General features: G+C 67.9%; 13 protein-coding genes and 1 pseudogene. 2 read left to right on the forward strand and 12 right to left on the reverse strand.

Going from position 1 to position 12,252, the window contains the following annotated elements:
- Positions 1 to 73 precede the first annotated feature (73 nt).
- The 8 genes from IEX71_RS09695 to IEX71_RS09730 all read right to left on the reverse strand — a co-directional run bounded on the left by IEX71_RS09695 (position 74) and on the right by IEX71_RS09730 (position 5,595).
- Positions 74 to 1,027 carry a helix-turn-helix transcriptional regulator gene (locus tag IEX71_RS09695; RefSeq protein WP_188836815.1) on the reverse strand — a complete coding sequence of 318 codons (954 nt, stop codon included), beginning with the start codon at positions 1,025 to 1,027 and terminating at the stop codon, positions 74 to 76.
- 10 nt (positions 1,028 to 1,037) lie between these two features.
- The gene (locus IEX71_RS09700; protein WP_188836816.1) at positions 1,038 to 1,442 is read right to left on the reverse strand and encodes a DUF3151 domain-containing protein; all 405 of its coding nucleotides are present in this window, start codon (positions 1,440 to 1,442) and stop codon (positions 1,038 to 1,040) included.
- 78 nt (positions 1,443 to 1,520) lie between these two features.
- Positions 1,521 to 2,543, reverse strand: a complete 1,023-nt coding sequence (fbaA, locus tag IEX71_RS09705; protein WP_188836817.1) for a class II fructose-bisphosphate aldolase — start codon at positions 2,541 to 2,543, stop codon at positions 1,521 to 1,523.
- 71 nt (positions 2,544 to 2,614) lie between these two features.
- Positions 2,615 to 3,229, reverse strand: a complete 615-nt coding sequence (locus tag IEX71_RS09710) for a histidine phosphatase family protein (RefSeq protein ID WP_188836818.1) — start codon at positions 3,227 to 3,229, stop codon at positions 2,615 to 2,617.
- A gap of 23 nt (positions 3,230 to 3,252) precedes the next feature.
- Complete coding sequence (locus tag IEX71_RS09715; RefSeq protein WP_188837253.1) at positions 3,253 to 4,527, reverse strand: RNA polymerase sigma factor; 1,275 nt, start codon at positions 4,525 to 4,527, stop codon at positions 3,253 to 3,255.
- The gene (locus tag IEX71_RS09720) at positions 4,527 to 4,880 is read right to left on the reverse strand and encodes a YciI family protein (protein ID WP_188836819.1); all 354 of its coding nucleotides are present in this window, start codon (positions 4,878 to 4,880) and stop codon (positions 4,527 to 4,529) included. Before IEX71_RS09720 ends, IEX71_RS09715 begins: the two co-directional genes overlap by 1 nt.
- A complete protein-coding gene (locus tag IEX71_RS09725) occupies positions 4,877 to 5,236 on the reverse strand; it encodes a YciI family protein (protein WP_188836820.1) in 360 nt (119 codons plus the stop codon). The genes IEX71_RS09720 and IEX71_RS09725 overlap by 4 nt, the downstream gene beginning before the upstream one ends.
- Positions 5,233 to 5,595, reverse strand: a complete 363-nt coding sequence (locus IEX71_RS09730) for a YciI family protein (protein WP_188836821.1) — start codon at positions 5,593 to 5,595, stop codon at positions 5,233 to 5,235. The genes IEX71_RS09725 and IEX71_RS09730 overlap by 4 nt, the downstream gene beginning before the upstream one ends.
- A gap of 247 nt (positions 5,596 to 5,842) precedes the next feature.
- Here IEX71_RS09730 and IEX71_RS09735 point away from each other — a divergent pair.
- A pseudogene (locus IEX71_RS09735) lies at positions 5,843 to 6,241 on the forward strand (NUDIX domain-containing protein); the annotation flags it as partial.
- A 125-nt stretch (positions 6,242 to 6,366) separates the two neighbouring features.
- Here the strand turns inward: IEX71_RS09735 and IEX71_RS09740 are convergent.
- Both IEX71_RS09740 and IEX71_RS09745 read right to left on the reverse strand, forming a co-directional pair.
- Positions 6,367 to 7,026 (reverse strand): TrmH family RNA methyltransferase, encoded by a 660-nt coding sequence (locus IEX71_RS09740; RefSeq protein WP_373284601.1) that lies wholly within the window; start codon positions 7,024 to 7,026, stop codon positions 6,367 to 6,369.
- 6 nt (positions 7,027 to 7,032) lie between these two features.
- Complete coding sequence (locus IEX71_RS09745; RefSeq protein WP_188836824.1) at positions 7,033 to 7,986, reverse strand: helix-turn-helix transcriptional regulator; 954 nt, start codon at positions 7,984 to 7,986, stop codon at positions 7,033 to 7,035.
- Positions 7,987 to 8,455: 469 nt separating this feature from the next.
- On the opposite strand from IEX71_RS09745, the gene IEX71_RS09750 reads away from it, so the two are divergent.
- A complete protein-coding gene (locus IEX71_RS09750; protein WP_188837254.1) occupies positions 8,456 to 9,106 on the forward strand; it encodes a DedA family protein in 651 nt (216 codons plus the stop codon).
- Here the strand turns inward: IEX71_RS09750 and IEX71_RS09755 are convergent.
- A complete protein-coding gene (locus IEX71_RS09755) occupies positions 9,060 to 10,310 on the reverse strand; it encodes an MFS transporter (protein ID WP_188836825.1) in 1,251 nt (416 codons plus the stop codon). The two genes, IEX71_RS09750 and IEX71_RS09755, sit on opposite strands and share 47 nt — an antisense overlap.
- A 111-nt stretch (positions 10,311 to 10,421) precedes the next feature.
- Positions 10,422 to 12,017 (reverse strand): DUF2339 domain-containing protein, encoded by a 1,596-nt coding sequence (locus tag IEX71_RS09760; RefSeq protein WP_188836826.1) that lies wholly within the window; start codon positions 12,015 to 12,017, stop codon positions 10,422 to 10,424.
- Positions 12,018 to 12,252: the final 235 nt, after the last annotated feature.

Genomic DNA, 12,252 nt, shown 5'->3' on the forward strand with positions numbered 1-12,252 from the left:
GCTTCGCTCGCTCATGCAGTTCATCCTCACACGCGCAACGCGCGTTTGCCCGACGGTGTTCGATGAAGAGACGTCAGGACTTGTGCCGACGTTCCGCGATCCGCAGCGCCAGCTGGAAGCGGGTGCTGACGCCGTGCTCGCTCATCATCGCGGCGATCCGCCGGCGCACGGTGCGCAACGAGATGCCCATCGCCCGGGCGATGGCCTCGTCGGTCAGGCCCTGCTGCATCCAGTCGACCAGCGCACCACCGGACGAGTCGTCGGCCTGCTCGGCAGGAGCCGCCGATGCCCAGAGCCGGTCGAAGAGCTCGATGAACGCGGCCACCACCATCGGGTCGCGCAGCAGCACGTGGTCACCGCCGCCGCGACCCCACTCGGTCGTCCCGATCGCAACCTCTTCGCCGAACACCACGAACTCCGACGGCAGCGAGCCGGCGATACGCTGCTGCTCGCCGAGTTCGGCCCAGGCGGCCAACGCGTCCGCGTGGTCGTGCAGCGTGTCGGGCAGATAGAGCGTGCGCTGCTCCCGGCCGGCGCCCAACTGCTGACGCACCGTCGGGTGCTCGTCGAGCGACCGAGGCGCACCAGGTGCCGCCTGCCGTATGACGCCAACGGTCGACGCCACCAGATGCTCGTAGACGGAGGTCAGGACCGCTTGGTCCACTCGCTCGCGCAACGGTTGGTCCGAGGTCGAAAGCTCCTGTCCGACACGGTGATCAGTCACGAAGCTGTCGATCGCGTCGCGCACCCGCGCGAGATCCTGCCGCCGGGTCGCGAGCCGAGCCTCCTCCGCGCTGACGACCCGCTCGAGCGACGCCCGCGGGTGATCGGCGACCACCTCGCCGAGGTCGGTGAGGCGGACCAGCCGCCGGGCGCGCAGCTGCTCGATGGCGTGCTCGGCCTCGTAGTCGGTCCAGCCCAACTGGGCCACGTGCGCGGCGAGTGTCTGGCCGGGCGTGCGCAACACGTGCCGGTAGAGCTCCTCCCCCTGCGCACCGACGCCGAGCACTCCGAGACGGCCGTCCACCGGTCTGCTCCTACAAACCCAATTCGCGCGCCGCCGTGGCCGACGAGTCCCGCAAAAAGTCGGCGCAACGGCGCTGCTCATCGGTCTCGCCGATCTCACCGGCAGCCTTGGCCAGCGCACCCAGAGCGCGCAGGAAGCCGCGGTTGGGCTCGTGCTCCCACGGCACCGGCCCTTGGCCGCGCCAACCCGACTTGCGCAGCGAGTCCAGGCCACGGTGGTAACCGGTGCGGGCGAATGCGTAACCCTCGATCACGTCGCCGTCGGCCAGCGCGTCCTCGGCGAGCGTCGCCCAGACGAGCGACGAGCTCGGATAGGACCGAGCCACATCCCGCGGGTCGACACCTTGCTCCAGAGGCGAAAACGCAGGATCCACAGGTAGTTTCGTCTCGGGTATGCCGAGCAGATTCTCAGTCATTTCGATCTAACCGTTCTTGGGATTGGGGTCCCCGCGAGGTATTCGAAGGAGCGAAGCGGGGGAGAAACTTCGTGGGGTTCAGTGCTTCCCGGCCGATCCGAGGTTCTCGCAGGCGACGACGACGCGCTCCGACATACCGGTCTCGCCCGCCTTGCCCCAGGCCCGCGGGTCGTACTGCTTCTTGTTGCCGACCTCGCCGTCGATCTTCAGCACACCGTCGTAGTTGCCGATCATCCAGCCGGCGATCGGGCGGGTGAAGGCGTACTGGGTGTCCGTGTCGACGTTCATTTTCACCACGCCGTAAGAGACCGCCTCGGCGATCTCCTTCGGGTCCGAACCGGAGCCACCGTGGAAGACCAGGTGGAACGGCTTGCCGTCAGCGGTCTTGAACTCCTCGTGCACGGCGGCCTGTGCCTTCTGCAGGACCTCGGGCCGCAGCTTGACGTTGCCCGGCTTGTAGACGCCGTGCACGTTGCCGAAGGTCAACGCGGTCATGTAGTAGCCGTGGTCGCCGGTGCCGAGTGCTTTCGCGGTCGCGATGGCATCCTCCGGAGTGGAGTAGAGCTTGTCGTCGATCTTGCCCTCGACGCCGTCCTCCTCGCCGCCGACGACTCCGACCTCGATCTCCAGGATGATCTTGGCGTCACGGCACTTGGCGAGCAGTTCCTCTGCGATCTGGAGGTTCTCGTGCAGCTCGACCGCGGAGCCGTCCCACATGTGCGACTGGAAGTAGGGCAGGCCGCCCTGCTTGACGCGCTCGGTCGAGGCCTCGAGCAGCGGGCGCACGAACGTGTCCAGCTTGTCTTTGGGGCAGTGGTCGGTGTGCAGCGCGATGTTGACGTCATACGCCTTGGCGATCTCGTGCGCGAAGGCCGAGAACGCGAGCGCACCGGTGATCATGTTCTTGACGCCCTGGCCGGAGAAGTACTCCGCGCCGCCGGTCGAGACCTGGATGATGCCGTCGCTGCCGGCGTCGGCGAAACCCTTGATCGCGGCGTTGAGGGTCTGACTGCTGGAGACGTTGATCGCCGGGTAGGCGAATCCGCCCTTCTTGGCCCGATCGAGCATCTCGGCGTACTTCTCGGGGGTCGCGATCGGCATGAAGGCCCTCCTGCAGGCGTCGGCGAACGTTACGTCCCACCATCCAACCATCGTCGGCCGATGGAGCGAAGTCACACTCGCGGCACCGCTTGCTCCTCGGCCACGAGCATCGGATCGACGTTCCACATCTTGACGACTCGTTTACCGCGAACGTCCGCGATCAACGACACCGTCGCCGTGTCCAACGTGAAGATCTGCCCACACCGTGCAGGCAGCCCGACCGCGCGTGCAGCCAAGATCCGAATGACGTGCCCGTGGGCGAATGCGATGACAGTGGGTACGTCCTCGATCATCGCCAGAAAGCGATCGACGCGATCCCCGACCGCCTCGACGGTCTCACCCCCGGGGCAGCCGTCCGCCCAGATGTCCCACCCCGCACGACGTGCGCGGATCTCGGACGGCGTGAGACCCTCGTATTCGCCGTAGTCGAGCTCCAACAGTTCGTCGCACAGGCCGATCGGCCGGTCTGCGCCCATGACCGACTCCGCGGTGACCCTCGCCCGACTCAACGGGCTGGAGAACGCCGATGCGAGCGCGAACTCGTCCCCGAGAACGACCCGCGCGGCATTCCCTGCACTGGTCGCCTGCTCCAACCCATTGGGCGTGAGCGGGATGTCGGTGAGGCCCGTGTGCTGGCCGGTGACACTCCACCCGGTCTCGCCGTGACGAACCAACAGCAATTTCACTTCGGGCTCCTTCGATAGAATGGTCAGGTCGCGACTCGGTTGCGCCGAGCCGCCAATTGTTGCCGCTCTCGCGCGTTCGCGCATCGCTCGATCGCGAGGTCGAATGCCGCCACAGCTTCGGTATGGCGACCCGCCCGCGCCAGCAGCTCCGCACGGACCGCGGGCAGCCGGTGCGAGTGCGGCAGCGCCTCCTCCAGCCCGTCCAGCAGACCGAGCGCGCCCGTCAAGTCGCCGGCCTCTGCTACGGCGACCGCGCGGTTCAGCCGGACCACCGGCGAGCCCGTCAGGTCCTCCAGCTGCCGGTAGTAGTCGGCGATCGTCAGCCAGTCGGTGTCAGCCGCACTGGTGGCCCGCGCATGCTCCGCCGCGATGAGCGCCTGCAGCACGTACTCCGCCGCTAGCGCGCTCTCCAGAGTCACACCTCGTGTGCCGACCAGCTCTCCGAGCAACGCCATACCTTCGTCGATCTCGTCGCGGTGCCAGGTGCTGCGGTCCTGCTCCGGCAGCAGCACCAACGACCCGTCAGCACCCACGCGCGCGTCCCGACGTGCGTGCTGCAACAGCATGAGCGCGAGCAACGCTTGCAGCGCCGAGTTGTCCGCAGCGGCACGCCCGGTTGCCCGCACGAGGTGCACGAGTCGGATGGCCTCCCCCGACAGTTCGGCACGCAGCACACCTTCCCCGCTGCCGGGCGCGTATCCGGCGGTGAACGCCAAATACGCAACACGCGCAACGGTTTCCAGTCGCTGTGGCAACACTTCGTCATCGGGTATGGCGAGCGGGACCCCCGCCGCAACGACCTTCTTGCGAGCGCGGGTGAGCCGGGCAGCCATCGTCGGCTCGGGCACCAGGAAGAGTCGTGCGATGTCCGCGGTGGAGACGCCGAGCACCAGGCGCAGGGTGAGCGCCGCACCGGCCTCCTGGCTCAGCGCCGGATGCGCGGCGAGCAACACCAGCCGCAACAGATCGTCAGAGCCCGCGGGTCGAGTGCCGCGAGGGACGAGCGGTGTATCGCGACCGAGGCCCTCCAGCCGCTTCACCTCCTCCACCGCCAACAACGGCTGCTTCTTGGCCGCGACGGCCTCCGCACGCAGCCGATCAAGCACTCGCCGCTTGGCGGCGGTCATCAGCCAGGCCGGCGGGTTGTCCGGCATTCCCGCATCCGGCCAACTGCGCGCGGCACGCTCGAACGCATCCGCGAGCGCGTCCTCGGCCAGGTCCAACCGGCGCGTCTGTGCGACGAGCAGGGCCAGCAACCGGCCCCACTCGTCGCGCCATACGACCTCGATCGGCTCCATCAATCGGTCATACCCTCGATCTGGATGCACGGGCGGATCTCGATCGAATAGATCTCCGGCAGCAGGGCGCACCATTTCACGACCTGATCGAGATCAGCTGCCTCGAGCAGATAGAAGCCGCCGAGGTATTCGGCCGTCTCGGCGTAGGGACCGTCGGTGAGTTCGACGCTGCCGCCGCGCCGGCGCAGTGTCGTCGCGGTGTCGGTGCCGTCCAGGGCTTCGCCGCCGAGGATCGCGGCGCCGACCTCCCGACCGAATGTCACGTGCGCCCGGTGCCAGCGCTCCCGGTCGGCCGGATCAGCGTTCTCCCACTCACCTTCCGACCCGGCCAGCAGGACCAGATACTTGGTCACGCCGACTCCTCGTAGCCCTCGATCGTGATGCACGGTCGGATCTCCAGGCTGTATGACGGGGGCAGCAACTTGCACCACTCGACCACCTGGTCCGGATCGGCTGCCTCGACAAGATAGAAGCCCCCGATCATCTCTGCGGTCTCCGCGAACGGGCCGTCGGTCACCACCGGCTCTCCGTCGACGTGCCGCAAAGTCCTTGCCGCGTCGGGTCCGTCGAGCGCCTGGCCGCCGAGCAGGTTGGCTCCGACCGCCGCGTCGAATGCGTGGTGCTGGTCGTGGAACGCCTGCTGTTCCTCGGCGGACGCACTCTCCCAACCGCCGGGTTCGTAGGCGATGAGGACCAGATATTTCGTCATGATTCACGCTCCGCGGGGTCCACGCAGCGGCGCAGCTCGACACCGTCGCCGAGGGCGGTGATGATCTTGCAGCACTCGAGCACGTCCTCGACGTTCTCGGTCTCTACCGTGAAGAAGCCACCGAGTTGTTCGGCCGATTCAGCGAACGGTCCGTCGGTCACCGTCTGGGACCCCGGGGAGACGTGCCGCGCCTCGGTAGTCGCGTGCAGCTCCGCACCGCCGGTGATCTTGTGTCCGCGTGCGACCAATTCCTGTGAGAACCGGCCGTATTCGGCATACCCACGCTTGCGGTCCTCGGCGGACATCGTCGTCCACCAGCGATCGGCGTCGCCCACGAGGACAATCATGTATTCGGTCATGGTTCGTTCCCTTCGAACTCGCGTCCTTCACATCCTCTGACAGCACGATGACGGGCGCACGACACCGGAATCGACAACTCGGCGCAAACTTTTCCCGAGAGCGCCACGATTCGGGCTGCCGGGAGGCACCGCGCCGGCCGCATCGCCCGATACCGTCACAGTCCCATGAGACTGCGAGAGAGCGCGCGGGCGTTGATCATCGACCCGGACGACCGGGTCCTACTGGTGCACTTCGACTGGCCCGGGCTGGAGCCCGCGGGTGGATTCTGGGCGAGCCCCGGGTGGGGGTGTCGAGCCCGGTGAGTCCCGGCTGGACGCCATACAGCGTGAGCTCCGGGAGGAGACCGGGTTGCACGTCGATCATCTCGGCCCGGAGCTCTGGACCAAGACGGCGACGTTCGAGATGTCGGACTGGGAGGGCCAGATCGACCACATCCACCTGTACCGCGTGGATCGCTTCGAGCCGTCCCCGGAGATGACTTGCGCGCAGCTCGCCGCCGAGCACGTGCACGGGGTCCGATGGTGGTCACCGGACGAGATCGCCGCAGAGACAGCGACATTCGCACCCCGCGCTCTCCCTGACCTACTGGCCGACTTGAAGGAGCACGGCATACCGGACCCACCCGTTGAGATCAGCGGGTTCTGACGCTTGCCGGCCAACGCGATCCGACGCAGTCCTTCAGCCGGACGAGATCTTCGCCGACGGCCCCCCGTAGACGCTCGAAACCGCGGATGACGCTTCAGACGGCGATTGACACCGCTGCTGCACCGTCAATGACGGTTTCGACCGTCAGCCGCCCCATTGAAGCCGTGCACGTGCCGCAACACCCACACGTGCATCGCGATCGCAGCCGCCGCGCCGGCGTTGATCGACCGTGTCGAGCCGAACTGCTCGATGTGCAGCACGTCGACGCACGCCTGCTGCATCTCCGGCGTGAGCCCCGGGCCCTCCTGGCCGAAGACGAGCACGCACCGCTGCGGCAGCTCATAGGTCTCGATCGCCTTGCTGCCCGGAATGTTGTCGATGCCGATCAGCGGTAGCCGCTCGCCGGCCGCCCACGACGCCAGGTCTGCAACGTCGGGGTGATGGAACTCGTGCTGGTAACGGTCGGTCACCATCGCGCCGCGACGGTTCCACCGGCGTTTGCCGACGATGTGAAAAGCCTTGGCACCCATGGCGTTCGCGGTCCGGATCACCGAACCGATGTTGAAGTCGTGGCCCCAGTTCTCCACCGCGACGTGGAAGTCGTGCCGGTGCTCGTCCAGATCGGCGACGATCGCCTCGTGCGTCCAGTAGCGGTAGCGATCCTCGACATTGCGCCGGTCGCCCTGCGCCAACAACTCGGGGTCGTACCTCGGATCCGGCCTGCCGTCGGGCAGCGTCGGCCACTCACCGACATACGGCCCGACGCCGACTTCGTGCTCACTCACGGTCACTCAGCCAACCGCATTCCCCGCCAACGCCGCCGTCCGGGTCGCCAGCCGCGCGTATGCCGCCACCAGCTCGTCGTTGTCCAGCACCTCGAAGTCGTGCGGCAGCCGCAGCAACCACCATGCCATCGCGTCCAGGTTCTGCGAGCCGACCTGCAGGTCGCAGTGGGCGTCGTCGACCGCGCGCAGAGTGCCCCACCGGGCGACATACTCATCGACCTCCGCGACCGGGCAGTGCAGCCGCACGGTGGCCTCGTACTCCCACCCGGAGTGCATCGACCGCCGGATGTAGGCCTCGGCGTCGGGCGCCTCCCGCGGGGTGAAGCCGAACGTCGATCCGCGAACTTCCGTCATCCGGTCGAGCCGGAAGGACCGCCAGTCGTCCCGGTCCAGGTCGAAAGCCATGAGATACCAACGCCTTCCGGTCGCGATGAGCCGATAGGGCTCCACCCGCCGGTACGACGCAGCGCCGTCACGGGCGATGTAGTCGAAGCGCGCCTGATGATGCTCACGGACGGCCCGGGCGAGCGCCAGCAGCGCGTCCGAGTCGACGGTAGTGCCCTGGTAATCGATCGCCACCGTCGCCTCCTGGACGGCGGTCACATGCGCTCGTATGGCGGCCGGCATCACCTGGTCCAGCTTGGCCATCGTGCGCAGCGCGGCCTCCCCCACGCCGGCAACCGTCCCGCCGGCAGCAAGCCGCAGACAGACCGCAACAGCGACCGCCTCCTCCTGGTCCAGCAGCAGCGGCGGCAGCGCCCGCCCGGCGCCGAGCTGGTAACCGCCACCGGTTCCCCGGCTGGACTGCACCGGATAGCCGAGCTCACGCAACCTGTCGACGTCCCTGCGCACCGAGCGCGTCGTCACCCCGAGCCGATCGGCCAGGTCCTCGCCGGTCCAGACGGCCTGCGCCTGGAGCAGGCCGAGCAGCTGCAGCAGTCGTGCCGTTGTCGTCGCCATGGGATCCATCATCGGTGATACTGAGGACAGAAGTTGTCCTCTTACACGGGACGCATTCGGGCCGACGGCATACCGCCCGATGACAGTTGTGGCCCTGCCATCTCATACATGGCAGGGCCTCGGCTGCAGTCAACAACGACTAGACTGCACACCCGTGGCGACACACCGCGACGCCGATGAATAACCGGCGACAAACTCCCTAACGCCACGCCGGCAAGGCGACACGCCGTGGCGCAGGAACATTTTCCGCGAAACCCTTGCGCGCCATGCACGGCGCACGGTAGAAATATCGAACTGCACCGCTTCGGCGGAACAGTTTCCGAATCGCTTCGGCGGCTCGGAACGAAGGCCCCGGAAACTCATACTTTCCGGGGCCTTCACCTATGTCGGCGCTGACGTCCGCACAGCCGCGGACCGCCTCCGGCTCTAAGCGCTCCCTCAGCAGCGCTCACGTACGCTTGCGCCCGTGATGCACTCCCTCGGCCCGAGTTTCATGGACCCGACCTATCTGCTCGATCAGTTCGGGGGCGCCTTCTTCGTCATCGCTCTGTTGATCGTCTTCATCGAGTGCGGTGTGCTCTTCCCGATCCTGCCGGGCGACTCGCTGCTGTTCGCGATCGGCCTGTTCAGCTCCAGCGCGAAGTACAACTTCCACGTGCCGCTCTACGTGTCGGTGCCGCTGCTGATGATCGTCGCCTTCGCCGGCAACGTCGTCGGCTACGAGATCGGCCGCGCGGTCGGAAAGCCGATCTACGAGCGGGACGGCCGAATCCTCAAGAAGGAGTACTTCGAGAAGACCAACGCGTTCTTCGACAAGCACGGCAACAAGGCGCTGGTGATCGGCCGGTTCGTGCCGATCGTGCGCACTTTCATCACCCTGGTCGCGGGCGCGGGCCGGATGGATCGCAAGCGTTTCTTCACCTGGAGCGCGGTCGGCGCCGTTCTGTGGGTCGGCATCGTCGTGGCCGCCGGCGTCGTGCTAGGCAAGGCATTCCCCGGCCTCGGCGACAAGATCGACATCGCGATCATGGTCGTGGTGATCATCTCGGTGATCCCGATGGCCTACGAATACCTCAAGCACCGCCGCGAGAAGGCTGCAGCGGCTCCGGCCGGCGAGTAGTCCCAGGACCGTCGTCACGCACTCGCGCCAGCACCCGGGGTGCGGCGAGCAGCACCACGACGACCGCGACGGCACCGGCGGCCACGAACGTATGCCGGGCACCCACCGCCGCGCCGATGCTGCCGACCACCACCAGTGACGTGATGCTGGCTGCCTGCAGCACGCCATTTACCGCCGAACTCACCCGTCCGCGAAACTCCTCCGGACTGCGCAGAATGAACAACGCGCCGAAACAGGAGTTCATCACCGCCGCCGCAACCCCGATGCCGAACACCACGATGAGGAACAACCAGAACCACGGTGTCAGGCCACAGATCAGGATGCACACCGCCAGCCCGAGGAAGCCGCCGAGGACCGCCCGCACGCGTCGCCCGTCGGACGCGATCCGCCCGGCCAGCACGGCACCCGGTACGGCGCCCGCGACCATCACCAGGTCGGCGAGTCCGTACCACTGCGCCGACATCCCGAGGTCGTCGCGCACCAGGAACACCTCGACCACGTTGGTGCCCATGAGCATCCCGACGATCGGGATCGAGGCCAGCAACAACGGCCAGACCACCGGGTCCGCGCGCAGCACACGCAACCCGTCCCGCCAGTCCGAGCGCACGCGATCGGCAGCACTCGCACCGCCCCGCCGCGTCCGTACCCCGTATGCCGCCACCGCCAACGCCGCAAAGGTGGCCACATCGGCCAGGACCGCGACCCGCATCCCGGCCACGCCGTACGCCAGCCCGCCGAACGCCGCGCCCACCGGCACCAAGGTCTGCGCCAGACCCTGGTTCAGCGCGACGAGGCGCCCGACCTCGTCCTGGCCGACGAGTCGCGGCGTCAGCCCGGACCAGGTCGGCGAGACCACCGCCTGCGCCGTCTGCAGGACCGCTACGAGCAGGTAGACCATCGGCAGGGCCGGGTCGGCGGCCAGCGCGAGGCACGCCAGAGCCTGCGTCGTGAGTGCGACAACGAGAACCCACCGCGAGTCATACGCGTCTGCGATGCGGCCGGCCAACCCGATCAACGCCACCAGCGGCGCCGCCTCGACCACCATCAGGCCGGTCACCGCGAGCGCGCCATAACCCTCGTCGTGCAGGTGCAGCAGCAGGACGACGGTCAGCATGCCGTCACCGACCAGCGAAAGCGCTCGTCCGGGCACCACGATCCGCACGTCGCGGTGCCGCCATACCGATCCCTGAAGGTGTTCTTTCATATTTATGAAACTACTGCTTCATACTTGCCGGTCCAGCAACGCACACGAAGGCGGTCCGACCTTCCCCCTGAAAGGTCGGACCGCCTTCGGTCCTCGAGGTACTGCTGGTGATCAGTGCTGCGCGACGGGCGCCGCCTTGTCACCTCCGCGCATCCGGGCATACGCCTGCGCGTAACGCGAGCCGGCGAACAGCAGCACCAGACCGACCACGATGAAGGTGGCCGCGCGGGTCGCGCCGCTCATCGCCTGCAGGTCGAAGAGGAACAATTTGGCGATGGAACAGCCGGTGAGCAGCAGACCGGCGCCGAGCGACGCGGCGCCATACCGCGGAAGGCGGATGCCGAGGCCCATCAGGAACATCGCCACCGACACCCACAGGACCGTCACGCCGAGGTGTGCGGTGTGGAAGCCGGCCGTCCCGGCGACCGATGAACCGAAGGAGACGAACGCAGCGGTCGCGCCATACAGACCGACCACACCGGCACCCACCGCGGCGATCGTCGGCCGCACCTGGAGCGCCGAGCCCATCAGCGCCTGAGCCGCGAGCACCGCCCAGGTGGCCAGCAGCACGCCGCCGATCATCGTGGCGTGCGACAGCTCGACGTCGGCGCGACCGGCGAACGCCAGGGCGGCCGGGTTGGCGAAGTAGATGTATGCCGCGCCGCCAACGACGCCGAAGGCCAGCCCGAAGACGGTGGTGACGATCGACTTCGAGGAAACCGCGATCGCCGTGACCAGCAGGCCGGGCAGGAGCAACAGGACCGGCAACCACGAGCCGTCCGTGAAGACGAACGCGGACTCCATCGCGAGGAGGCCGGCGACGCCACCGAGGGCGATGCGACGAACGGTGCCGAGCTGCGGGACGGCGAACGCGACGGCGGCCATCACGGCCGCAACGGCACCACCGGTGAGGACCGCGACCGGACGGTCGAGATGGCTGAGTTGAGCGGCGATCGGCAACACGGCGCTCGCGAAACACGCGGCATGCAACTCGTCGTCCTTACCGATCGAGACGACCAACGACAGCATGCCGAGACCGGCGATGGTCAGCACCGCAGGCAGGGACGAGATCGACCGGAACTCCGAGATGTAGACCAGCGCGACGCCCACGGCGGGCAGGGTGCGGACGAAGCCGAGGTAACACCAGCCACGCAACCGCTCGGGCCAGACGCCGGCGGCTTGCAGGATCACCAGGAACCACACCAGCGACAGCGTCACGCCACCGGTGAGCACCGGCGCCAGCGACGCGACGGCCACGGTGACCGTGATCGCGAGCAACTCGGATCGCCAGTGAACGGCCAGCGCACCGGCGGCGCCGGCGATGACACCGGCGAGCGCCAGTCCGGCGAGTGCCGGGAGCCATTCGTAGAAGCTGGTCATCGCGACGGTGACGATGAACAGGCCGGCGATGCCGGTGCCGGCGAGCGCGGTGCCGCCGATGCTGCCACCGGGTCGTCCGTGCACTCGCAGCGCCGCGGCGATCAGCGCAACCGACAGGGCCGCGCCACCACCGACACGCACCTGCGGATTCAACAGGCCCGCGCGGGCTGCGATCACCAGCAGCATGACGACGCCGATGAGGGTGATGGCGCCACCGGCGAGGACCAGCAGCTTGCTGACGACGCCCTCACGTTGCCACCAGGGCGCCTTGTGCGGCTTCATCACCGGCGGTCGCACGGGGTACGGCGGCAGTGCAGGGCGCGGCATGGCAGGTCCCGCGCCGCCCTGTTGGTAGGGAGACGCGGGACCTGCGAACGGGTTGGTCGGGTGCGGACCCGGCCGACCGGGGAACTGGTTGGCCGGGGGCACGCCCGGCCCATTGGGACCTGGATTCTGCGGTGTCGTGTTCATGTCCCCAAGCCTGGTTCGGCGCGGCCCCGGGAGCCTGCGTACGACTACTCAGCAGGCGTGGGGATTGTCGGCAACGGCGACCCGTGCAGAG

The sequence above is a fragment of the Flexivirga endophytica genome, from assembly GCF_014640635.1.
GTDB classification, from domain to species: domain Bacteria; phylum Actinomycetota; class Actinomycetes; order Actinomycetales; family Dermatophilaceae; genus Flexivirga; species Flexivirga endophytica.

Bases quoted from the DNA above. Each gene is read 5' to 3' on its own strand.
- IEX71_RS09700 (WP_188836816.1), bottom strand. From the start codon at position 1,442: ATGACTGAGAATCTGCTCGGCATACCCGAGACGAAACTACCTGTGGAT.
- fbaA (WP_188836817.1), bottom strand. From the start codon at position 2,543: ATGCCGATCGCGACCCCCGAGAAGTACGCCGAGATGCTCGATCGGGCC.
- IEX71_RS09715 (WP_188837253.1), bottom strand. From the start codon at position 4,527: ATGGAGCCGATCGAGGTCGTATGGCGCGACGAGTGGGGCCGGTTGCTG.
- IEX71_RS09725 (WP_188836820.1), bottom strand. From the start codon at position 5,236: ATGACGAAATATCTGGTCCTCATCGCCTACGAACCCGGCGGTTGGGAG.
- IEX71_RS09730 (WP_188836821.1), bottom strand. From the start codon at position 5,595: ATGACCGAATACATGATTGTCCTCGTGGGCGACGCCGATCGCTGGTGG.
- IEX71_RS09745 (WP_188836824.1), bottom strand. From the start codon at position 7,986: ATGGCGACGACAACGGCACGACTGCTGCAGCTGCTCGGCCTGCTCCAG.
- IEX71_RS09750 (WP_188837254.1), top strand. From the start codon at position 8,456: ATGCACTCCCTCGGCCCGAGTTTCATGGACCCGACCTATCTGCTCGAT.
- IEX71_RS09755 (WP_188836825.1), bottom strand. From the start codon at position 10,310: ATGAAAGAACACCTTCAGGGATCGGTATGGCGGCACCGCGACGTGCGG.
- IEX71_RS09760 (WP_188836826.1), bottom strand. From the start codon at position 12,017: ATGCCGCGCCCTGCACTGCCGCCGTACCCCGTGCGACCGCCGGTGATG.